The organism is Frankia sp. CeTa3Moorea (assembly GCF_978021225.1).
Window position 1 is genome coordinate 15,033 of record NZ_CDXDOR010000042.1, and the last position, 21,873, is coordinate 36,905.

General features: G+C 69.7%; 23 protein-coding genes and 1 pseudogene. 16 read left to right on the forward strand and 8 right to left on the reverse strand.

Features of this window, described 5'->3' with window-relative positions; all coding sequences use genetic code 11:
- From fxsT to AC08OV_RS10120, 4 genes are all read left to right on the forward strand, one after another.
- A partial coding sequence (gene fxsT / locus AC08OV_RS10105) for an FxSxx-COOH system tetratricopeptide repeat protein (protein ID WP_476619592.1) occupies window positions 1–1,549 on the forward strand: 1,549 nt, incomplete at its 5' end.
- A gap of 248 nt (window positions 1,550–1,797) precedes the next feature.
- Window positions 1,798–1,962 (forward strand): hypothetical protein, encoded by a 165-nt coding sequence (locus AC08OV_RS10110; RefSeq protein ID WP_476619593.1) that lies wholly within the window; start codon window positions 1,798–1,800, stop codon window positions 1,960–1,962.
- 92 nt (window positions 1,963–2,054) lie between these two features.
- Complete coding sequence (locus AC08OV_RS10115) at window positions 2,055–2,669, forward strand: GNAT family N-acetyltransferase (protein ID WP_462188380.1); 615 nt, start codon at window positions 2,055–2,057, stop codon at window positions 2,667–2,669.
- 235 nt (window positions 2,670–2,904) lie between these two features.
- Complete coding sequence (locus AC08OV_RS10120; RefSeq protein ID WP_476613828.1) at window positions 2,905–4,473, forward strand: mechanosensitive ion channel family protein; 1,569 nt, start codon at window positions 2,905–2,907, stop codon at window positions 4,471–4,473.
- Window positions 4,474–4,609: 136 nt separating this feature from the next.
- On the opposite strand, the gene AC08OV_RS10125 is transcribed toward AC08OV_RS10120, so the two are convergent.
- Window positions 4,610–4,918 (reverse strand): GlsB/YeaQ/YmgE family stress response membrane protein, encoded by a 309-nt coding sequence (locus tag AC08OV_RS10125; protein ID WP_011434649.1) that lies wholly within the window; start codon window positions 4,916–4,918, stop codon window positions 4,610–4,612.
- 31 nt (window positions 4,919–4,949) lie between these two features.
- Window positions 4,950–5,501, reverse strand: a complete 552-nt coding sequence (locus tag AC08OV_RS10130; protein ID WP_476613827.1) for a hypothetical protein — start codon at window positions 5,499–5,501, stop codon at window positions 4,950–4,952.
- Window positions 5,502–5,997: 496 nt separating this feature from the next.
- Here AC08OV_RS10130 and AC08OV_RS10135 point away from each other — a divergent pair, with 496 nt between their 5' ends.
- The 3 genes from AC08OV_RS10135 (at window position 5,998) to AC08OV_RS10145 (ending at window position 9,547) form a co-directional block, all read left to right on the forward strand.
- On the forward strand, window positions 5,998–7,506 hold the full coding sequence (locus tag AC08OV_RS10135) for an amidase (RefSeq protein WP_476602110.1): 1,509 nt from the start codon (window positions 5,998–6,000) through the stop codon (window positions 7,504–7,506).
- Between the two features lie 270 nt (window positions 7,507–7,776).
- Window positions 7,777–8,865 carry a PP2C family protein-serine/threonine phosphatase gene (locus AC08OV_RS10140; protein WP_476613825.1) on the forward strand — a complete coding sequence of 363 codons (1,089 nt, stop codon included), beginning with the start codon at window positions 7,777–7,779 and terminating at the stop codon, window positions 8,863–8,865.
- A 199-nt stretch (window positions 8,866–9,064) separates the two neighbouring features.
- Window positions 9,065–9,547 (forward strand): hypothetical protein, encoded by a 483-nt coding sequence (locus AC08OV_RS10145; RefSeq protein ID WP_476613824.1) that lies wholly within the window; start codon window positions 9,065–9,067, stop codon window positions 9,545–9,547.
- Between the two features lie 16 nt (window positions 9,548–9,563).
- Here AC08OV_RS10145 and AC08OV_RS10150 read toward each other — a convergent pair whose 3' ends face one another.
- Window positions 9,564–10,208: a TIGR03086 family metal-binding protein gene (locus AC08OV_RS10150; RefSeq protein WP_476602107.1), complete on the reverse strand. Its 645-nt coding sequence runs from the start codon at window positions 10,206–10,208 to the stop codon at window positions 9,564–9,566.
- 492 nt (window positions 10,209–10,700) lie between these two features.
- On the opposite strand from AC08OV_RS10150, the gene AC08OV_RS10155 reads away from it, so the two are divergent.
- The 3 genes from AC08OV_RS10155 to AC08OV_RS10165 all read left to right on the forward strand — a co-directional run bounded on the left by AC08OV_RS10155 (window position 10,701) and on the right by AC08OV_RS10165 (window position 13,453).
- Entirely contained in the window at window positions 10,701–11,525 is an 825-nt protein-coding gene (locus tag AC08OV_RS10155; RefSeq protein ID WP_476613823.1) for an SAM-dependent methyltransferase, read from the forward strand.
- Between the two features lie 49 nt (window positions 11,526–11,574).
- Window positions 11,575–11,934 (forward strand): hypothetical protein, encoded by a 360-nt coding sequence (locus AC08OV_RS10160; protein ID WP_476613822.1) that lies wholly within the window; start codon window positions 11,575–11,577, stop codon window positions 11,932–11,934.
- A gap of 235 nt (window positions 11,935–12,169) precedes the next feature.
- Complete coding sequence (locus AC08OV_RS10165) at window positions 12,170–13,453, forward strand: Kelch repeat-containing protein (RefSeq protein ID WP_476613821.1); 1,284 nt, start codon at window positions 12,170–12,172, stop codon at window positions 13,451–13,453.
- A gap of 76 nt (window positions 13,454–13,529) precedes the next feature.
- On the opposite strand, the gene AC08OV_RS10170 is transcribed toward AC08OV_RS10165, so the two are convergent.
- Window positions 13,530–14,225, reverse strand: a complete 696-nt coding sequence (locus AC08OV_RS10170) for an NAD(P)-dependent oxidoreductase (protein ID WP_476613820.1) — start codon at window positions 14,223–14,225, stop codon at window positions 13,530–13,532.
- A gap of 247 nt (window positions 14,226–14,472) precedes the next feature.
- On the opposite strand from AC08OV_RS10170, the gene AC08OV_RS10175 reads away from it, so the two are divergent.
- Together AC08OV_RS10175 and AC08OV_RS10180 are read left to right on the forward strand one after the other, a co-directional pair.
- The gene (locus AC08OV_RS10175; RefSeq protein WP_476613819.1) at window positions 14,473–14,640 is read left to right on the forward strand and encodes a sigma factor; all 168 of its coding nucleotides are present in this window, start codon (window positions 14,473–14,475) and stop codon (window positions 14,638–14,640) included.
- Window positions 14,589–14,963 (forward strand): hypothetical protein, encoded by a 375-nt coding sequence (locus tag AC08OV_RS10180; RefSeq protein WP_476613818.1) that lies wholly within the window; start codon window positions 14,589–14,591, stop codon window positions 14,961–14,963. Before AC08OV_RS10175 ends, AC08OV_RS10180 begins: the two co-directional genes overlap by 52 nt.
- A 79-nt stretch (window positions 14,964–15,042) precedes the next feature.
- Here AC08OV_RS10180 and AC08OV_RS10185 read toward each other — a convergent pair whose 3' ends face one another.
- Complete coding sequence (locus tag AC08OV_RS10185; protein ID WP_476619594.1) at window positions 15,043–16,158, reverse strand: SGNH/GDSL hydrolase family protein; 1,116 nt, start codon at window positions 16,156–16,158, stop codon at window positions 15,043–15,045.
- 310 nt (window positions 16,159–16,468) lie between these two features.
- Between AC08OV_RS10185 and AC08OV_RS10190 the strand changes: the two genes are divergently transcribed.
- The 3 genes from AC08OV_RS10190 (at window position 16,469) to AC08OV_RS10200 (ending at window position 17,994) form a co-directional block, all read left to right on the forward strand.
- Window positions 16,469–16,849, forward strand: a complete 381-nt coding sequence (locus AC08OV_RS10190; protein WP_476615437.1) for a YncE family protein — start codon at window positions 16,469–16,471, stop codon at window positions 16,847–16,849.
- 2 nt (window positions 16,850–16,851) lie between these two features.
- Window positions 16,852–17,748, forward strand: coding sequence for an LLM class flavin-dependent oxidoreductase (locus AC08OV_RS10195; RefSeq protein WP_476615436.1), 897 nt, complete (start codon window positions 16,852–16,854; stop codon window positions 17,746–17,748).
- Between the two features lie 81 nt (window positions 17,749–17,829).
- A complete protein-coding gene (locus tag AC08OV_RS10200) occupies window positions 17,830–17,994 on the forward strand; it encodes a hypothetical protein (protein WP_476619595.1) in 165 nt (54 codons plus the stop codon).
- A gap of 167 nt (window positions 17,995–18,161) precedes the next feature.
- Here AC08OV_RS10200 and AC08OV_RS10205 read toward each other — a convergent pair whose 3' ends face one another.
- Together AC08OV_RS10205 and AC08OV_RS10210 are read right to left on the reverse strand one after the other, a co-directional pair.
- Window positions 18,162–18,299 (reverse strand): hypothetical protein, encoded by a 138-nt coding sequence (locus AC08OV_RS10205; protein ID WP_476615434.1) that lies wholly within the window; start codon window positions 18,297–18,299, stop codon window positions 18,162–18,164.
- Between the two features lie 246 nt (window positions 18,300–18,545).
- Window positions 18,546–19,040: a TetR/AcrR family transcriptional regulator gene (locus tag AC08OV_RS10210; protein ID WP_476615433.1), complete on the reverse strand. Its 495-nt coding sequence runs from the start codon at window positions 19,038–19,040 to the stop codon at window positions 18,546–18,548.
- Window positions 19,041–19,568: 528 nt separating this feature from the next.
- Here AC08OV_RS10210 and AC08OV_RS10215 point away from each other — a divergent pair.
- Window positions 19,569–20,300, forward strand: a complete 732-nt coding sequence (locus AC08OV_RS10215) for an ion transporter (RefSeq protein WP_476615432.1) — start codon at window positions 19,569–19,571, stop codon at window positions 20,298–20,300.
- A 791-nt stretch (window positions 20,301–21,091) separates the two neighbouring features.
- Here AC08OV_RS10215 and AC08OV_RS10220 read toward each other — a convergent pair.
- A pseudogene (locus AC08OV_RS10220) lies at window positions 21,092–21,345 on the reverse strand (GlsB/YeaQ/YmgE family stress response membrane protein); the annotation flags it as partial.
- Between the last annotated feature and the right edge of the window lie 528 nt (window positions 21,346–21,873).

Here is a 21,873-nt window from a genome sequence, read left to right on the forward strand (position 1 = left end):
GGTCCGGGTGGATCAGAAGAACGAGAGCCTGGAGATACACCGGCTCGTCCAGGCGGTGATCCGCGACGACCTCACACCCGACCAACGCACCGGTGTCCGCCGCCGGGTCCACGCGTTGCTGGCGGCGGCGGACCCGCTGGAGCCCGACCGCCCCGAGACATGGCCCCGCTACTCCCTGATCCGACCGCACCTGGTGCCCTCCGGCGCGGTGGGGTCGGCCTCCGAGGAGGTGTCGCGGCTCGTCTCGAACCAGGTCCAGTGTCTCTACGAGCAACGCGATCACTGGGGATGCAGGGATCTGGCGAGCGTCACCCTCGATATCTGGCGTGACGTCTTCGGCGACAACGACAAGCGGACCCTGACGCTCGCTCTCGACCTCGCCGACAGCCTGCGGGCGCTGGGGGAGCCGGAACAGGCCAAGGGACTCGACCAGCCTGCCCACGATCGCCTGGCCCGCCTGTTCGGCAGCAACGACGCCCTCACGCTCCGCGCCGCGCGGGCACTCGGCGGGGACCTGCGCGGCATGGGTGACTACCAGGAGGCCCGACGCCTCGACGAGGACACCTACGCCCGCTACCGGGACATGGCGATCCTGGACGACCCGGGCGCGATCAGCACGGCCAACAACATCGCGGTCTCGCTGCGCTTCTTCGGTGACTTCCGGCTCGCGCTCGAGACCGGAGAGGATGTCTACATCCGTCAGCTGCGGGCAAGCGGCGAAAACGACATCCTCACCCTTCAGTATGCCGACAGTCACGCCCGGGACCTACGCGAATGTGGCCTTTACCGAGAATCCCTGAAAATCCTTCAGGAAACCTTGACCCGATGCCGGGATATCCTCGGTATCAATCATCCGGACACCTTGCGCTCCTTGCGGAACTACGCGGTCACACTACGGCGCTCAGGGCGGGTGGGCGCGGCCCGCCATACCTCGGAGGAGGCTTTCAAGAAGTTCCGGGCCTACGTGGGAGAAGATCAGCCGGAAACCCTCACCGCAGCCATCAGCCTGGTGGGCGATCTGTGCCTGAGCCGGGAGGTACCGGCTGCGCGAAAGCTGGCCGAGAACACCTTCCAACAGGCCAAGCGCCGGCTTGGCGCGGACAATCTCTACACCCTCGCGGCGGCTAACGCACTGGTCGTCGCCATTCGGCTCGATGGCGACCCGGACGAAGCCGGCGCCCTCGCCCAGGAAACGGGGAACAGATTACGGGCCGTTCTCTCCGACGATCACCCTTTCACGGTGTCATGCATGCTCAATCTAGCCAACTGCCGCTACGACAGTAACCAGATGATGAGCTCGCGGAGTCTCGACGAGGACGCCGTCTCTCACCTGCGGAACCGGCTCGGCGATGACCACCCGACCACCCTGATCGCCTCCGCCAATCTGGCGATCGACCTGTCCGCCCTCAGCGAGACCGAGACGGCAGATGCGCTACGCGCAAATGTTCTAGCCACACTCGGGGAGAGTCTGGGAGCCGACCATCCGATCATCGCGTCCGTGCGGGCCGGCGATCGCATCGACCTCGAGATCGACCCACCCCCGCCCTGACCCGGGTGCCCGGCGACTCAGGAGACGGCCTCCGGAGGCTCTGCCCGTTACCAGGTGCAGCGTACGGGTCGCCCGGCAGCCGGCCGCAGGCTAGTGCACCAGGGGGCAGGGGTGTTCGTCATCTACTGAGCATCATCGCCGCACCCGGCGGCGTGTTGTGGGCCACTTTCGACTTCTCTCCGCTGCCGACCAGTCCGAAGGTTCCCACCGGTGCGTTTCTCGTATGGATCACCTGCACCGATGGGGCGGTGAATCTCAGCGGCGAACGCTGGATCAACCACCCGGACGGCTATGCCATGACGAATCTCTCCGTGCGGCCCCGCGCCGACCATCCCGATCACCTGATGGGCCGGGTTCATCTGCAGGGATGCAGCGATTACGCCGTCGACCGGATCTTAAAACCCGGCCGGTGACCGAGCCGCCGAACGCCAGGATGGGTGACTGCCGCGGGTCCGGCGCTCCAGGTCCTTTACCTTCCGGCCCGGTGAACAGGCAGGATCGATCTGTGCGGACACGGCGGGCATCAGAGGAGGACTGGGGCGCGATCTGGCCGATCTGGCGGGCCGTTGTGGTCGAGGGCGAGACCTGCGCCTGGACACCGGACACCGACGAGGACGTCGCGAAAAGCGCGTGGATGCTGCCCCCGCCGGCCGAGGTTCTGGTGATGGAGGAGGACGACGGCCCGGGCGATACCTCGATCATCGCGACCGCACTGCTCACACCGAGCCAGCCGGGCCTGGGAGATCATGTCGTCCAGGCGGTACTGCTCGTTGATCCTAAGCGGGTGGATCACGGGGCTCCGCGCGGCGGGGCCGGAATGTACCAGGGCTACGGGCCGTACGGGGGACGTAGCTACTACGGCGGCCGGGGAGCCGGGGGCGACCGCTGGGAGAGCGTCAGCCGGCAGGCCGCGGAGCAGATGATCGAGTACGCGGCCGATCTCGGCTACCGGGCGATGCAGCTCAACGCCGTCGTCGCCGCCAATCCACGGTTGGTCGCGCTGTGGCGCTCGCTGGCGTTCCGCCTCGTCGGGACCCTTCCGGCGGCCTTCCGCCATCCCTGGCTCGGCGACGTCGACCTCTACGTGATGTACCGCTTCCTGCCCGCCCGGGAGAACTGACCGGCGCACCGGGTGCCTGCGCCCCTGGCAGAGAGGGGAGCACCGTCGCCGGAATCCTCACCGGAGGATCCGGAGGGATACTGAGGGATAGGGATACTGAGGGCCGCGGAGGGTAGCGAGGGATACCGAGAGACGTGGAGGAGGACGCACCGGCGCGGGTTCGCGACCCGCGCCGTCCAACCATGCCATGGTGCCCGTCCCCTCCTGCCCATGGCCCAGGACGAGGAGCCTGTCTGTGCATCTGAGCGCCGCGCCCGATCTGTCCTTCTCCGACACGCGATCGACCATCGCCGTCCTGACGATCCTGGGCGGTGCGGTCCTGCTGGCCCTGGCCGTCTCCGTGTTGCTGCACCGCATGGCCAGACGGATCGGCCGCCATTCGGAGATCGTCGCCGATCTCGCACAGCACGGTAAGCGGCCGACGCGACTCACGCTCGTGCTGGTGGCCCTGCTCGTCGGCCTCAACTCCACGGCTGAACAGGCCTGGACCGAGGCGGCCCTGCGGGTGTCCAATGTCGCCCTTATCGCTGGAATCGCCTGGTGCGTCACGGTGCTCGCGTTCACCTTCGAGGACCTCGCGCTCGCCCGCTACCGGGTGGATGTCGTCGACAACCGGCATGCCCGCCGGGTGCGCACCCAGGTCATCCTGCTCCGACGGGTCACGGTGGTCATCATCTCGATCATCGCGGGCGCCTCGATGCTCATGACGTTCCCGAGCGTCCGCGTCGCCGGCGCCAGCATCTTCGCCTCGGCCGGCGTGATCGGCATCGTCGCGGGGCTGGCCGCCCAGACCTCGCTGTCCAACGTCTTCGCCGGACTCCAGCTGGCCTTCACCGACGCCATCCGGGTCGACGACGTGGTGGTGGTCGAGAAGGAGTGGGGCAGGATCGAGGAGATCACTCTCACCTACGTCGTCGTCCACATCTGGGATGACCGGCGGATGGTCCTTCCGTCGACCTACTTCACCACGACACCATTCCAGAACTGGACCCGCAAAGAGTCCGCGGTCCTCGGTGCCGTCGAGCTGGACCTGGACTGGGCAATCCCGATCGACGAGATGCGGGCCGAGATGCACCGGGTCTTGGACGCCACGGACCTGTGGGACAAGCGGGTCTGTGTCCTGCAGGTCACCGACGCCATCGGTGATCACATCCGCATCCGCGTCCTGGTCAGCGGCAAGGACGGACCGACCGTGTTCGACCTGCGCTGCCACATGCGCGAGGCACTCATCCGATGGGTGCAGCACAACCATCCGACAGCCCTGCCCCGGACCCGCATCGAGTTCGACGCCTCCGCGCACCTGCTCGGTCTGCGCCTCCCGGATCAGGGCCGGCCCGATGACCGCGACGGCCGCGGCCACCCCGACGGCGACCACCCCGGCAGCAGGTCCGACCGGCTCCGCAAGACGAACGGCATCCGCCTCGACGAAGCACCAGCGCGGGCGGTTCCCGTCCCAGTGCAGGGTCTCCTCTCCCCCACGATCATGGCTGCCACGAACTCGGCCGCGGTTACCACTGCCGGCAGCGCGAGCCGGGAGGCGGAGACCGGTACGGGGGGCGGGACGAGCACCGCGCCCGCGGATGCGCATGCCGATGCCGCCGAGGACGCCCGGCTGTTCTCCGGCGCGAGTGCCGACGCCGCGGAACGGGCACGGAACTTCAGCGGGACCAGCAAGATCGACGAGCACGACAGCTCCGCTTCTTCTCCACCGCCCCGCGACGACGATGACGACGCGGCACACCCGGCAGAATCGACCCGACGCCAAACGACACCGAAGGCGCATGACGACACCGGAGGCGCATGACGACACCACAGAAGGCTCCGGCCCGGGTCCTCCGCAGGTATAGAGGGCCCGGGCCGGAGCAGGTGTCGGGTCAGAGCAGGTGCTCTGCGTGCTGCCGACCGGGTCGCGGTCACCCGGTCGCCGACGGGTATCGCGATTACCGGCGGGCGTAACGACGGCTGCGGGTCGACCCCGACCGGCCGCCGTGGCCCCCCACGTTCCGCCACACCAGGAGAACCAGGATGGCACCGATGATGGACCCGAGAATGCCGGACGGCTGCAGAGCGCCTTCGCCGACATCCTTATTGAACAGGACGTAACCGAGGAATCCTCCGACGAAAGATCCGATGATTCCCACCACAATGGTGCCGAGGATCCCGATGGGATCCCGGCCGGGCAGCAACACGCGTGCGACGGCCCCGGCGACAAGTCCGAGCAGAATCATGACTACAATGAAGGTAATCATTGTTTTCTCCCTACCGAGGTGGTTGGATTACTTATCCCCGGCGCCGCCGTCCCCCCCGGACCAGCAGCAGCACCACCGTGCCGGCCAGGACCCCGCCCGTGGCCTTCGGGTTGCTCCGCATCCGCTGCCCGACGGACCGCGCGGCTTTCCCGCTGGTGGCGAGGGTCTTCTCGGTGGCGACCGACACATGGGGAGCAAGGGTCTGGACGGCCTCGTTGACCTTCTGGCGCACCTCAGCGGCTCCGCCGGCCACTCTGGCCTTGGTGCCCGGGGTGTCGGCCCCGGTGCCCGGGGTGGTCGTGTCCGCATCGGCCAGGCCCGAGCCACTGACGTTTCCCGCGCCACTGACGTTTCCCGGGCCACTGACACTTGAGGTGGCGGTGGTCGCGGCGATGACGTCGGGGCTCGGCGCCGGGGAACCGTGACCGTTCAGGCCGGGTGCCGGGCCGGAATCTACACTCCCGGTACCGGTCGGGACCGGGGGGACCGGGGGGCGCGCGAACGGAGCCGTGGTCGTGTCGTCGGCAGGAAGCGGCGCGGTCCGTGCGGGCTCCGGCATCACTGAACTCGGGTCCATTGGCATCGTTCGGTTCCTCCCTGGAAGGTGTCGGTGTCTGACCTGGGGACCGGGTCCGACCTGGAATCGATGGCTGAGCTGGTCAACGGCTGAGCTGGCATCACGCTCAGCCCGTCCGACCGGGACCGACGCGGACCAACTGGCCGGGCCGCATCTACGATCAGGACTACCGGCGGCTCCCCGTGGCGCGCAGAGAAACCCGACCGGGCGGGATGTTCACTAGCCGTACTTCTCGTTGTCATACCCGGAATCAATGCGGATAACCCGATGTGGGCGCCCTGACGGGACACGGGGCCGCATCGCCGATACCTAATACTATCCATAAAAATATAAATGCCACCTAACGACCAATATCGATCATGGATCATCTCTCCCCAATTCACCCACGGCAGGGGATAATGGGAGGTATCGGGCGATCGACGGTGCGGACGACCCGGCGTCGGCTACGGTTCGGACAGCAGCCATGAGCGTCAGGGGGTGGCTGATGTCGGATGTGCCCACAATGTCCTCCGCAGCCGACCGGAACGGTCCACTCGAAGGCATCCGCACACTGGCCGCACGCCTCGCCTCCGGCGAGATGACGTCCCGCGAGCTCGTCGAAGCCGCGTTGGCCCGGATAGCGGCGACCCAGACCACCGTTAACGCCTTCCGCTGGGTACGGGCCGAGGCTGCCCTCGCAGAGGCCGAGGCGGCGGACGTCGCACTCGCCGCCCGCGGGAGCCGGTCCGGCCGACTCAGCCGGTCCGGCCGACTCAGCCGGGACGCCCGCGGCAGCTGGTGGGGCGCGACGGGATGGCGACCACTACTCGGCGTGCCCATTGCGATCAAGGACGACACCGACCTGACCGGTACCCCCACGGCCTTCGGCGCCATGGGGGAGTTCTCCCCCGCGGTCCGGGACAGCGAGATGGTGCGACGGCTGAAGGCGGCCGGTGCCATCATCATCGGCAAGACCAACACCCCCGAGTTCGGGCAGTGGCCGTTCACCGAGGGCCGGGCGTTCGGGGTGACCCGTAACCCGTGGGATCTCGACTACTCTCCCGGCGGCTCCTCCGGAGGCGCGGCGGCCGCGGTGGCCGCGGGGCTGGTACCGGCGGCGATCGGTTCGGACGGGGCGGGCTCCGTGCGCATCCCCGCCGCCTGGACCCACCTGGTCGGGATCAAACCGCAGCGCGGGCGCATCTCGAGCGCCCCGGTCCGCGAGCAGTTCAACGGGCTCACTGTCTACGGCCCGCTAACCAGGACCGTCGCCGACGGGGCCCTGCTGCTCGACATCCTGTCCGGCAGCCTGCCCATCGACCGGGCTCGACCGCCGGCGCCGGCCGAGCCGTTCCTCACCGCCGCCGGCCATCCCCCTTCCCGCTTGCGGATCGGGCTCTCCCTGCACCACCCGTACAGCGGGATGCCGGTGGCCCTCGATCCGGCCGTCCGGGCCGCCGTGGAACGGCTGGCCGAGATCCTGGCCCGCTGCGGGCACGACATCGTGCCGGTGGAGCCGCCCTACGGCCTGCTTGGCACGATCTTCCTGCCGCGGTCCATGGACGGCATCCGCGACTGGGCCGGGCGGGTGCCCGATCCCACCCTGCTCGACCCGCGGACCATGGCCAACGCGCGGACCGGACGGATGCTGCGCCCGTTCCTCCCGCTGACACGCGCCGCGGAGCCACTGGCCCGGCTCAACATCGGCCGCATCTTCCGGCGGGTCGACGTCATACTCGCCCCGACGACCGCCACGCCGCCGCCCCGGGTGGGCGAGCTCAACCGGGAGAGCAACTGGGCCACCGACCAGGCGATCGTGGCGGCGTGCCCCTACACCTGGCCGTGGAACGTCCTCGGTTGGCCCGCCGTCAACGTACCGGCCGGACGCACCGCGGCGGGACTGCCCGTCGGCGCCCAGCTGATGGGGCCGGCGAACAGCGAGACCTTGCTGATCTCCCTCGCGGCGCAGCTGGAGGACGGCGAGCGCTGGCACCTCCATCAGCCGGGAGAACGCTCGGCCCACGCGATCTGACGATCTGACCCGACGGGCACCCGACCCGACCTGGTCCACAGGCCGACCTGGTCCACGGACCAACCTGACCTTACGGGTAGCGGGGTGTTACCGAATAGCCGAAATGCGAGGGCCTCTCACGGAACCCCGATCCGGCCGGGACAATGACCCATGCGAAGACGTCGTTCAGGCGCTGGCGGACCCGGCGGACTAAGCGGACCCGGCGGACTAAGCAGACCCGGCGGGCTAAGCAGACCCGGCGGGCTAAGCAGACTCAGCAGGCTCCGCGGGGTGGAGGATGTCCGTCCCCTCATCGCCGGAACGCTCGTCCTCGTCACGATCATCGTCCTCGACGCGACGCCCGGGCTGATCCTGGTCGGGTACTTCGGTCTCGGACCAGTGATCATCGCGGCGACCAGTCCACCCCGAGTCACCGCCGCGGTCGGAGCGCTGACAGTGATCACGGCACTCCTCTCCGGGTTCTGGGATCATTGGTTCGGGACCGGTCCGCATCTCGCCGCGACCACACTGGTCGCCCTCCAGTCCGTGATCGCCGTCTACATCTGCGCGCACCGGGAGCGGCAACGCTCACAACTGCACCAGGTCAAAGCGGTTGCCGAGGTCGCGCAGCAGGCACTGCTACCGGCGGTCCCCAACCGGCTCAACGGGGCCGGTTTCGCGGCTCGGTACCTCTCCGCCGCCCAGGAGGCGTCGGTGGGTGGCGATCTCTACGAGGTCGTCTCTACCTCGCAGAGCATCCGGATGATCATCGGCGATGTCCGCGGCAAGGGCCTGCCGGCGGTCCGGCTGGCCTCGATAGTGCTCGGCGCCTTCCGCGAGGCGGCGGTAACCTGGCTCGACCCGGAACAGGTGGCCGCCGCCTGCGCCCGCGCGGTGGGTCGAGAGGCCGAACCCGAGGACTTCGTGACGGCGCTCATCGTCGACATCCACCCGAACGGTCGGCTGGGCCTGTGCTCGGCCGGGCATCACCCGCCGCGGCTGGTCTCGGCGGACGAGTGCACCACGCTGGAACTGAAGTCGCCCAGTCCGCCACTCGGGCTGGCCGAGCGCTTCTCCGTCACGACGGCGAGCTGGGCGGTCGGCGATCGGATGCTGCTGTTCACCGACGGTCTCACCGAGGCCCGGGACGGCCGGGGGCGGTTCTTCCCCCTGGACGATCATCTGGACCTGCTGCGGGGCGGCAGCCAGGACGACGCACTCGACCGTCTCGCCGGGGCTCTGCGCGCCCATGTGGACGGCAGGCTGCAGGACGACCTCGCGGTGCTGCTGGCCGAGCGGGAGGCGGGACCGAGTGGCGGGACCGAGTGGCGGGATGGGAGCGGGGACGGGAGCCGGCGTCCTGAGCTCCTGAGCTCCTGAGCCCGGCGGGACCCGGGCGGCCCCTCGGCCCAAGATCCGACTCCCATCCGGCGTGCCGCTGCCCCTCGGAGCCCGTCGCGATCAGCTACGGTCACCCAATGCGGAGGGATTCCGTGGCCGCCGTCGGATACCGACGCCTACAGTTGTGCTCACGGGTATTCACTCCAGGTATCGATACGCCGGACGGTCGGAGACGGTCGTGAGCTTTCCGGTGGATTCCGGTGACCGTCGCACCGTGCGGCTGCTCCTGACCCTGCTCGTCGTTGTGAGCGCCGTGGCCGCGTTCGCCGTCGGCGGTCTGATCGCGACGTCCGGGTTACGGGTGAGCTGGGGACGCGCCGAGGGCGCCGCGGCAGCGGCCGAGGTCCCCGTCGCCAAGGACGGCTCGCTGCCGGCAGCGATCGGCAGGCTGGGCATCGGCGGCGGCTCGGATCCCTCGTCACTCACGGATCCCTCGCCACTCACGGTGGGCCCCTCCCCGAAGAGCGGGCCTTCGCCGGCCACCGTGTCACCGGCGCCGACGGATGCGGGCGGGGCGAAACACCCGGTGCCAAGCCCGGTGCCAAGTGGCGAGGACCCGTCTACACCCACGGCACCGAGCCCGCAACACAGCTGCGCGGCCCCGGCCACCTCCGCACCCGGCGGGTCGGGCGCCCCCATCCTCATCTACCCGTTGTGCTGATATCCGTTGTGCCGAGCTATCCGCCGGATCCAGGCCGCCAGTCGGGCGAGCGGCCGGTGAGGGCCAGCAGCCTCGTCCACTCGTCGGCGTCATCCGGGACCGGCACCGGGCGGGCGAAGATGCCGGCCGCCCGCCAAGCGTCGATCTGCGACGCCAAGTGCTCGTGGACCCGGTGCACGAGGTCCCGGTCGGACCCGACGCCCGCCGCCGACGAGGTGTCACCGGCCCGCCGGCCGTGCATGTCGATCGCCCGCGCCAGATCCCAGCCGTGGATCAGTAGGTCGGCGGTCAACTGGAAGGCGTACTCGCTCGCCGGCGTGGGGCCGAAGGAGAGGACCGGCACCGACGCCCAGGCTCCCGGGCGGTTCCAGGCGTCCCGTGCCCCACGGGCCGCCGCCGGCCAGCTCGCCACGGGATCCGCCCCGAGCTGATCGCCGTCGAACCGGGGGCCGATGTCAGCCATGGTGAGGCCGGCCAGCAGCGGCGGCACCCATAGCTGCTCCACGGTGAGGTGGTTGACGAGCGCGCGGACGTTCCAGTCCCGGCAGGGCGTGGGCGCATCCCACCCGCCGGGCGGCACCGCCCGCACCTGCGCATCGAAGAGGTCCAGCGCCCGGACGAGCGCGTCGTGACGTTCCGCGACGGTCAGCATGGTCGCCATCGCACCGCTCCCTTCATCCGTCGCGGTACCGATCCCGGGCCCGCGCGGGTCGTCCCGGACCGGGGTGGACTCGGTTCCGGCCGGCGATCCGCAGACCCCACCGGCCTACCCCGCACATCGGCATGCACTCTCACCTGCCGCGACGGCCTCACGATCCGTTGCCTCATGGCCCGTTGCCTCATGGCCCGTTGCCTCACGATGGCCCGTTGCATCGCGGTTCGCGACCGTGCTGCTTGCGGAACCGTCCCAGTAGGGGAGACGAATCACTGGCGTTCCTCGGGGCATTGTGGTAGTCCTCGGGGCGTTGTGGTAAACGGTCATAAATCTGGCTTCCAGCTCCGCCGCGGAGGTTTCCCACGAGGCGAGAGGGACGGTCCCGGGCTGGTTGTCGGGACGCCGCACCGGACCGGCGAACCGGCGCCGGGTGACGAGCGGGCAGAGGACTACGCTCACACCAGGCAGAATCCACCGAAGCGGAGGAAGGACCCGAACATGACCGACGACGCATATGCCCCCGAGGGGCTGGCGGAGAAGCCCCAATTCAATTCGGATGTCGCGCACACCGCCCGGGTCTGGAACTACTGGCTCGGTGGCAAGGACAACTTCGCCTCCGACCGCGCGGTGGGCGACCAGGTCCAGCAGATACTTCCGCACATCGTCGACACCGCCCGCGCCGACCGGGGTTTCCTCACCCGAGCCGTGCAATTCCTGGCCGGCGAGGCAGGTATCCGTCAGTTCCTCGACATCGGGACCGGGCTGCCCACCGCCGGAAACACCCATGAGGTCGCCCAGGAGATCGCACCGGAATCGCGCATCGTCTACGTCGACAACGACCCTCTTGTTCTGGTGCATGCCCGAGCGCTGCTCACCAGCACCCCGGAGGGCGCCACCGACTACCTCGAGGCCGACATCCGGGATACCGACCGAATCCTGGAAGCCGCGGCCCGAACGCTGGACTTCACCCGGCCGGTCGCGCTCACCCTACTGGGGGTGCTGAACTTCGTTCAGGATGCCGAGGAAGCGCTGCGGATCGTGCACCGGCTCCTGGATGCTGTGCCGTCCGGTAGTTATCTGGCCATCGCCCACGCCAGCAACGAAGTCTATCCCGAGGAGGCGGAGCGGGTGCGGCAGTTCTGGAACGAGAACGCCACCCCACCCATTGTCTTTCGCGACGCGAAACAGATCGCCGTGTTCTTCGACCGGGTCGAACTGCTCGAGCCCGGCGTCGTCTCGTGCTCGCGGTGGCGGCCGGCCTCCAATGATCTCGGTATCCCGGCCGAGGTGCAGCAGTTCTGCGGAGTGGGCCGCAAGCTCTGAGGACTTCTGCCTAGCGGCTCGTTCAGCCTCGTCGCCGGCCGGACGACGCGTGAGGGGACTGCCCCTCCCACCGGGCCCCACCGATGATCCGAACGCGCCGATCCGCCCGGCGAGGACCGGACCGGCCCCGGGTACCGATCCCGCCGGGGCCAGTACCGCCGGGGCCGATCCCGCCGGGGCCGGTACCGGCCCGGTCGACGTGCCGAGCGTGCTGGTGGTCGCCGACAAGTTCCCCCCGGTGCTCGGCGGCATCCAGACGTTCGCCTGCCATCTCGCGGCCGGGCTTCCGGCCGACCGGATGGTGGTCGTGGCGCCGGCCGCCGCCGGCTACCGAATGATCACGGTATGGCTGCCGATGGCCCCGTCGGCCTGCGTCCTGGCCCTGTTGGTCCGCCGCGGCCACCTCTGACCCGCGCCACCCACCCCCGTCGGGGGATAGTCCCGCACCGCGTCAGGCCCACTCGTCCCGTCCGGGTGGACCCGCGGGCACCGAACCCAACGGCGATTACTCTTCGAATCAATGGGAATGCACAACGTCAGAATGCACAACGTACAGCTAGTTCTCGCGCGTGCACCGTCATCTGCCCATGCCATCCACCCGTCGGTCAGGGCCGCACCCGCGGTCCTCAGAGGGGGGAGACTTCATGAACTGGTCCCGTACATCACGTCGGTGCGCCTCGCGTGCCTTCGTCCTGACCGCCACGCTGGCAGCAGCCCTGGCCGCGCCGGGGCTGCTCAGCTCGGTGGCCGAGGCGGCAGCACCGACCGGCAGCCCGACGGGCAGATGCCCGTCGCTGCCCCAGATCGCCGGCCCGTTGCAAAGCTGGGAGACGGTTACCGCCCTGCCAGCTCCCCGTGCCCATCTCGCGGCCACCACGGGATGTGACGGACGGATCTATGCGATCGGCGGCCAGTCCGCCGAGACGGGCGCCGGCGGCGGCGCCCCGGGCTCGCCTACGGGGACGCCCACGGCAACGCCCGGCCCGACCGCGTCACCAACCACCACACCCACGTCACCGACCACCACACCCACTTCACCGGCCGCCACACCCGCATCACCGGCCGCCACACCCGCATCACCGATAGCCACACCCGCATCACCGACGGGCACCGGCTCACCCACGTCACCACCGGGCGTCGCCCCCCTGACGCCGGTGGGAACGGTCCAGGTCTACGACCCGCGGAAGAACGCCTGGACGGACGCGCCCGATCTGCCGACCGCGCGTACCCATCTCGCCGCCGCGACCGACCTCGATGGCCGGATCTACGCGATCGGCGGCCGGTCCGGCAGCTCGAACCAGCCCACGGACATCGTCGAGGTGTACACCCCGTCCGACGGAAGCTGGTCGGCGGGGAAGCCCCTGCCGAGCGCCATGGGTGACCCGAGCGCGGTCCGCGGCACCGACGGCAGGATCTACGTTCTCGACGCGAAGACCCTGGCGATCTACGATCCCGGCTCGGACAGCTGGTCGACGGCCGGAGCGCCGCCGCCCGCGAACAGGGCTCCGGTCCTGACGGCCCTGCCGGACGGCCGGATCCTGGCCGCCGGCGGCATCGGGGCTGGCGGCGGCTCCGCACAGCGGGCGGCCACCGACGTCTTCGCCTACACACCGGGTTCGGATGCGGCTGAGAAGGGCTCGTGGGCCCAGATGTCCGACCTGCCGGACGGCGTCGCGGGTGCCGCCGGGGCGACCGGCCCCGACGGCCGGGTCTACATCATCGGCGGGCGGGACAGCGCCGGGAACGTCACCGGGGCGGTGCAGGTCTACACCCCGAAGGACGACCGGTGGGCCGCCGGACCGACCAGCTCCCCCTCGACCCGGGCCGGGCATGCCGCGGCGACCGGTGGTGACGGCCGGGTGTACGTGCTGGGTGGAACGTCCAGCACCGGCAAGACACTGAACACCGCCGCCGCACTGAACAAGTAACGAACAACACCACCAGCCGGCGCCGGCCGCCCTGTCCCATGAGGCCGGCGCCGGCCGCCGGCCGCGTTTGCTGAGGTCAGTCCCGCTTGAATGCCTCCCGGCGCAACATCTGAAATAGCGTCGGGACGCCTTCGCGGGTCGTCACGGCGACCGCCTTGTGCACGAACCGTACCTCGGTCGCCTGTTCGAGCAGGCTCGCGGCCAGGTCCATGCGGCTGGTGAAGATACCCGGCGCCTGGTCCTCGTGAAGCTCGTAGCTCGTCACCCCGGGCGCATCGAACAGACCCGAGGGACGCATGATCGTCCAATCCAGGTTGCTGTCGCGCAGAAGTTCCTCCATGCGGCGCATGTCACGGTAGGTCGTCTTGCCGATCGTCGCGGTGATCAGCGGCTGGAGGACCCGGTTAAGCAGGAAACCGCCATCGGCATGATGATGCGGCTCGGTGGCACTCGAGCTCACCACGACCACTCGCTTGACCCCGTGCCGGAACATCGCCGCAGTGATGTTCCGGATTCCGTCGCTGTAGATGTTGATCGGTTCGCGCGTGAACGGCACGCCAAGCGTCGACAGCACCACGTCGGCTCCTTCGACGGCCCGATCGACGGCCTGGGCGTCGTGCACGTCGGCCCCCACGACGTCGAGCCGTTCGTGCGTAATCGGGAATTCCGCCGGTCGCCTGGTCACCGCGACGACGTCGTAACCGGCGGCCAGCGCCTGCTCGGTCAGCAGCCGGCCGGTCGGCCCGTTCGCTCCGAACACGACAATCCTCATTGCTGCGCTCCTCCTGACCCACGGGTACGCGGATCACCTGCCTGTCGGATGTCCGTCGGATGTCTGTCGGATCCCGCCGGACAGATGTGACCGCCGCGCCCACCGGCCACCGGCCACCGGCCACCAGCCGTCCCCAGGACCCAGACGGGTGGCGTCACGGGGGTGGCCCCGTCACATCGGCGGTGCCGCGTTCGTCAACTGCTCAGGAGAGGCTAGTCCGGAGGGGTGCAAGCGAGGGGTGCAGGCAATGGACGATGCGACGTGGCAGGCCGAGCAGTTCGAGCGCCAGCGCCCGCGGCTGCAGGCGGTCGCGTACCGCATGCTCGGTTCGCTCAGCGAGGCCGAGGACGCCATCCAGGAGGCATGGCTGCGGCTGAGCCGCTCCGGCGACGATTCGAGGAGATCGCCCCGATAGTCGACCGGACCCCCGCCGCGGCCCGCCAGCTCGCCAGCCGCGCCCGACGGCGGGTGCGAGGCGCCCCGACGGTCCCGGACCCCGACCTCGCCGTCTTCTACCGCCGCCTCGCCGCCCGCCGAGGCGGCCGACGCGCCCTGGTCGCCGTCATGCACAAACTCACGCTCGCGATCTGGCACGTCCTCCACAACAAGATCCCCTACCACGACCTGGGTGCCGACCACTTCGCCAGACGAGATCCTGAACGCACCATGCGCCGCATGATCAAACAAGCCAACAGCCTCGGCCTGACCATCCGTTTCGAGCCGATCGCCGCAGCCTGAGCGCGCCGGTCACCTTATTTTCGTGTCAGACCCCCGACAGACCCGGAGACAGTCTCGAATGTGTCAGCCTCGGATGTGGTCAACGGCCGGTGGGAAGGTAGGCGGTGATGATCGCGGTGGCCAGCGCGCGCTGCCCCTGGCCGTTGGGGTGGAACGCGGCGGAGAACGGCGTTCCGAGGGGGTCAACGTCGGGGGGACTGCCTGTACTGCTGCAGAACTCGTGCCCGGCGAAGGCGTTCTCGGTGTCCACGTAGGTCACGCCGGCCGCCCTCGCGGCGGCGCGGATCGTGCTGTTGAGGTCGTGGACGGTCTGGTTGAACCAGGCCGCGTCGGCCGGCTGGATGCGTACCCCCAGCTTCCCGAGGACGCTGACCGGGCACGGGGCGTCCAGAGTGTCGGGGAACAGCCGGGGATAGCCCAGGACGAGGATCCGTGCCCCGGGGGCGAGGCTGGGGGCCCGTCGGATAGCCCGGTAGGTCTCAGTGAGTTGTGGCTGCAGGGTGTTCAGAGCAGTCCCGACGGCCGGTGCGGAGTGCTCCCGGCAGGACGGGAGAAGTGTGGTCACGTGCAGTGCCGCACAGTAGACCGCGATGTCGGCGAAACCGATGTCGTTGCCGCCGACGGTGAGGGTGACCAGTCCGACGGTGTCGGCCAGCCCGTCCAGATAGGTGTCCTGTGGTGGGGTGCCAGGCCCCTGCGACGTGGAGAAGTCCCGGGTGCGTGCGCCCGCGCAGGCCCCGAAGGTGAACAGTGGATCAGACGTCGCGGACGGCGGCGGGTCCTTGGTGGCCAGGGCGGCGTGGACGAGAGCCGGGTAGGCGGCGGTCGAGCGTCGGCAGCCACCGAATGGCCGGTAGCTGCCCGGGAGGTAGTCGGCGACGGTGCCGGCTCCGTCACCGGAGGAATACGAGTCACCCAGCGCGACGTAGCGCAGCGCGGTCAGCCTGGTCCGCGAGGATCGTGAACGGCCGGACCGGTCGGTCGCGGTCAACTGGAACACGTAGTTGCCCGGAGCCGGGAGGGTCACCGTCGTGTCTGGCGTGTCACCGGCGAACCGGGCCGGGGCCGGTCCCGACAGCATCGTCCACGCTGTGGATGCCGCGGGGCCGGTGACCCGGCCGTGCAGGGCCACCACGCTCAGCCCGACGACTGTGCGCGAGCGTCCCGCCTGCACGGTCACCATCGCCTGCCGCAAACGTGGCACCGTCGTCACAGATGGTTGCGATGTCGCTGCCGTAACGTTCTGTCGGCTACGGGATACATCCGCTGCGCCTGTGTCACGGCAACCCGCGACCGCCACGGCCGCCACCAGGCCCACCACGAGCATGCTCCACCGGCATCGCCCGAGATCGCTACCCGTCATACCGTCATGATGACAGGCCGTGGAGTGGAGTCCACGGATGTGGCGTACGTGGAGTAGCAGTCCTGCGACGCCCAGAGCAGTCCTGCGACACCCAGAGCAGTCCTGCGACACCCCAAAGTGGCGGTCTGTAAATCGGGGCTCCGTGTCGGTCATCTCCTTCACCACCAGGAAGATCGTCGCAAACTGGGCCATCCCCGGCGGCGGGATTCCCGACATGGGCAACGTCAACGCCGACGGGACCCGGCTGTGGCTGTCCGGCCGGCGCAGCAACGTCGTGTACGTGTTCGACACCGGCGACACCGGCGACACCGGCGACACCGGCGGGAACGGCGGGAACGGCGGGCCGGACCCGACGACCGGCCGGCTGTTGACCGAGATCCCGGTGGGCCACGAGCCGCACGGGCTCGCCCTCTGGCCGCAGCCCGGGCGCTACTCCCTCGACCACAGACGATCCGCTTCAACGCGGAACTGCATGCCCTGGTCCGCATCGCTCGACACGCGGTCAGCGTCGCCGAAAAAGTGATTGTGGGCCGGCTGCAGATGGGCGACTTCGCGCGGGGCGCGTTGCCCTGCCGCATCGATACCGTGACCGGCAGCGTCTCCTGCACCTTTGACGAGGAGTTCAGGAAGGATGTCCTCGCGGCAATGAGTTCGCTGGTGCGCGCCCGTGGGCTTGCCGAGTCGACGGCGGGTGGGGCGATCCGGGTGTTCGCGCTGCGCGCGGTCGAGCGGCTTCCCAGCTCTCCCCATCGCACGCTGGACGACCTGGCCCGACAGCAGGAGATACGACCGGTGCGAAGTCTGGCCGAGTTGGCTCTGTCAGAACCGCTGAGCGATGAGGTCCGCCGCCCAACGCTGGAACCGGCAGATCGGGTGATCCTCGCGGCGCTGTCCCGGCTGTTACCCCGGGCCCGCTGGGACGTCTTCTTCGTCACCCCGGCCACCGTGCTGCGGTGGCGCCGTGACCTCCTCCGGCAACTTTCTTACCGGCGGCACGTTGCCTTGACGCCGGCGACAAAGTTTAGCGTCTTGCCCCGGACGGGTGAAGGAGGTCCGATGCTGATCGGCGAACTGGTGGAGCGGGCCGGCACGAGTACGGATGCGATCGACGTGATGCGACTGCTCTGGGCCGGAGGCGAGGACGGGGTCAGCTTCCGCGGGGAGTTCTTCGACTTCGACAACCTGTGCAGCTTCCCGAAGCCCTACGGCGTTACCCAGCTGCCCATCCACGTTGGTGGATCAAGTCGGGCGGCTGCACGCCGGGCCGGGCGACGAGGCGACGAGGCGACGGCTACTTTCCCGGCGGTGCGCTCGGTCCTGATGAGCGTAGCCTCCAACTGGACCTCGCCCGGTCGACCGCCTTCGAGGCTGGCCGTAATCCGGATGCTCTGGAGTACACGCGATGGGGGTCGATCGACCTGACGGTTCGGCCGGACCAGGTCGGCGGCGCGTATGTTCTCGACGTCCGCCAGCGGGCGGAGTTCACCTCCGCCCACTTGCCGGGTGCGACCTCATGTCGAGCTCGGCGACTTGCCCGCCCACCTCGCCGACGTCGCCCACCTCGCCGACGTCGCCCACCTCGCCGACGTCGCCCACCTCGCCGACGTCGCCGCCGGGCCGGACGGCTGGGCGCGGGCCACCAGCCGGAACCTGGACACCGGCGCATGAAAACAACCGCCACCGCCGCCGCCGGCCCGGCCAGCGGCACAGGTCCGGCCAACGGACCGGGTAGGTCAAAGAGCGGCGATGAACTCCGCTGACACCGATCACTTCGAAGCCGAGCTTCTCAAGGACCTTGACCACCTCCCCGCCAGGCAGCACGGGAAGAGGAGGCATCAGGCGACGTCCTGCACGATCGTCAGGACTGGCGGAACGCCAAACTCCTCAAGGACCAGACTGACGGCCTCGTAGAGATCGGCCACGGCGTCCTCAGGAGTGTTGCCGAGGCCGTGCGCGCCACCGCTGGGGAACAACGCATGGGCCGCCCAGGTGCCGTCCTCCTCCTGCTCCAGCTCGTCTGGGGATCTGGACCATCCGCTTCATGGCGCCGACTGTACGCCGCCAGCCGCAGGGCCAGCGGTAGCTCCGGTCACGGCACACGGACGCCACTCGACCGAACTGTCGAAAGCTGGTGAGCGCAGGACGGTGCCCAGTCTGTGGCCTCCGCGTGTTCCGCTGGGCGGGTGCGGATCGGTCCGGCGCGGCCAACGCGAGGCAGGTCAGTCCAGCGCGGCCAACGCGAGGCGGGCGGCGGCCCGGAGCCGCTCCGCTTCGGGTGCGGCCCGCGCGAGCACGCGGACGCCCTGCATCATCACGAGCAGGAAATTGGCGATCTCGTGCGGGTCCTTGTCGGGGCCAAGCTCGCCTTGGGCCTGGGCCCGCACCAGGGAGGACACCAGCGCCGTCTCCACGACGCTCCAGCTGACCGCCACCTGGCGGGCGACCTCGGGGTCACGCGGGGAGAGTTCGACGGCGGCGTTCACCACCAGGCAGCCTCGCCGGTTCGGGTCGGTGAGGGCGTCGGCGACCCAGCTCTCGACAAACGCGCGCACGGCCGACAGGGCCGGTCCGGGCTGGGCGAGCGCGGTGACGAAGCCCGCCTCGCTGCGTCGCAGGTACCGCCGCATGGCGGCCAGATACAGGTCGTGCTTGCTGCCGAACGTGCCGTAGAGACTGGCCCGGCCAATCCCCAGGTAATCGACGAGGTCGGCCATCGAAGTCGCTTCGAAGCCCCGTGTTCCCATCTGTGGTGATATCCCCCGGCCAGGGCGGTCGCGGTGGCCTCCCGCGGGTCGAGGGGCTCACCCGCCCGGGCGGCGGTGAGCAGCGCGTCGCGGGCCTTCCCGCTGATCTTCGGGTTGATCAGGACGGTCCGGTAGGAGCCGTCGGGTAGTGCCTTCAGCGGGGGCAGGTTCAGGTTGGCCCTGACCCGCCACAGCAGCGCCGCGCCGGTGTCCGCGGCCGTGCACCAGTCCGCCCAGGAGTAGAAGGTCCGGTCGGCGAGCAGCAGCCAGTCGGAGGCCAGCCGTGGGTAGAGGCGTCGGGCGAGGGCCTGCTCGCTGGCGACCTTCGTTCCGCGTCGGTAGCGCTGCTTGGAGACACGGTGCACAACGCCGCCGACGCGCTTACGGCGTTGCCGCTCGGGATCGCGTTCGTGCTGGGCCGGCGGGCGGCGACCCGCCGGTGCACCTACGGTTTCGGCGCCCATCACCCACGCTCTCGCCGGGCGGGCCCGCCGTGTCGTGGAGTCCGCGTGGTTCAACGGCGCGGTTCTCGTCGCGATTCTCGCCAACGCGGCCCTGCTGGGGATCGAAACCTACTCCGGACTCGCCACGCGCTGGCACGGCCCGCTCAAGGCCACTGAGCACGGGTTCCTGGTCTTCTTCACCATCGAGATCGCGCTGCGCGCGGCCGCCCACGCCGACCGTCCCCGCGACTTCTTCCGCGACCCGTGGAACCTGTTCGACCTCGCCATCGTCGCGCTGGCCGTCCTTCCGCTGGCTCGGGAGGACTCGACGGCAGTGCGGCTGGCGCGGCTGGCCCGGGTGCTGCGCACCGCCCGCTTCCTGCCGCAGGTGCGCATCATCCTCGCCGCCCTGACCCTGTTCCTGCTCATCACCCTGGACGGGCTCGGCGACGCCGTCCACACCAGTCTGGAGATCTCCGGCTGGACGATCCTCTACTACGGATCCTTCGTCGTGATCGGTTCTTTCATCCTGATGAACCTACTCATCGGCGTCGTCATCAATTCCCTGGAGGAGGCCCGTGAGATCGAGGACGCCCAGACACCCCGACGCCGGCCAGCAGACGCAGACAGCGACGGCCCGGACACCGACTTGGCCCGGCTACGCGAAAGGCTGACCACCGCCCGCGAGGCCCGCGACGCCCTCGACGCCGAACTGGCGGCGCTGTCCACACCGTCCCGCCCAAGCGACGGCGAGCAGCCCCGGCCCCGCCAGCCCACTCCCACCTGAGCGGCACAGATCGAGGACGCTCCTGCCCGGGCCTGGGCCCGGCGCTCCCAGCCATTCGGGCCAGCGCGCCGGCCAGCCGAACTGACGCCGCCGCACACAGGCGGACAGTGTCACCACGTCACCGCAGCCTCCCACGTATCCAGACTCGGCGGCAAATCCGCCCCTCGCCGGTCAATCCGGATGGCGGATTTAGCGGTTGAACACCTGTTCCTCGGCATTGTCAACCTGGAAGCCGCCGCGGCCAGCCTGCCCGTCGCACTGGACGCGAGGGCGGCGTTCCGGACACCGTCATCCCCGGCCACAACTGCACGCCCTGACGCTCGCCGCTGTCCTGCACACGCTCGCCGGACCGTGCCCGGCGGCCGAGGTATTTCTCGCCCACTTCGCCGGGAGCGCCGTCGCCGCGCGTTCGTGCCCTCCACCGGAAGCGTCGGTGGCCTCGGCGTCAGCCTCGCCGCTGCGCTCGCCCAGTGTGGCGGTGACGCCAAGACCGCCGTCAGCGCCGTTCTCGGCTACCGGCTTCTGACCGCATGGCTCCCGCTACTTCCCTCAGCGCTCGCTCTCACCACGCTATGCAGGCACCTCCTGCCGATCCCTGCCGAGAGCAGAGCGGGGGATGCTTCCCGGACGCACCCTTGGCAGGCGCCGACCGGTCTGGATCGACACTGCCGAGTTGCCCGCGGTCGTATCCAGGTGTCCGCATGCCAGGACGGGAGGCGCAGACCTTCTTGGGCTGGCGAGTGCATCGAGCCAGGTTCAACGATGGTAGGCGCCACGTCGGGTGAACGGGTGAACATGCGCCAGAGGAGGAGCACGGCGATGGCGCCGATGACCGACCCGATGATCCCGGACGGTTGCAGCGCGCCTTCGGCGAGGTCCTTGTCGAAGAGGATGTAGCCGAGGAATCCGCCGACGAAGGAGCCGACCACGCCGAGCATGATCGTGACCGGGATGCTCATGGGGCCGGGCCCGGGGACGAGGAGGCGGGCGAGAGCGCGCCGGCGACCAGGCCGAGCACGATCCAGCTGATGATGGTCCAGACCACGACGGCTTCCAACACCGGTAGATCACAGCAAGGTCAGCTGGGGATTACCCCTTCTCCGCCAGCCGATACCCTGCCTCGGGCGGTGGTGTCGGCTGTATGAGTCACCCGACCTGGCTCGGCCGGTGGTGCCCGGCGACGGCACCGGCACCGCGCGGCGCACGGTAGCTTCTGGAATCGCTGAGGGGGTCTGTACGTTGGGGACGGTGCCAGCGCAGTGCTGGCGGCGGCCATGGTGGTCGACTTGGGATCTGCGGGAGCGGACGGCGTGCACGGCGACGACAGTCGACATACGGCTGTGCGCCCGAAAGTGGTGAAGCGCCGCGGGGCCGTGTGCCGCGAGTCGGCCGGAAGCGGCGAGCTCCTGTGTCGCGGCGACGCGCGACGGGTCCCGTGCTGCCTCGTTCTTCGCGCTCCTGCCGCTGCCCAACAGCGCGGAGTGTCTGGCTGGCCGGGCACCGGTCCTCGGGGGCGTGGGTTCCGCGCGCCCGATGGCGTGCTGGCGGTTGTCTCGCGGGGTGTCGTCCGCGA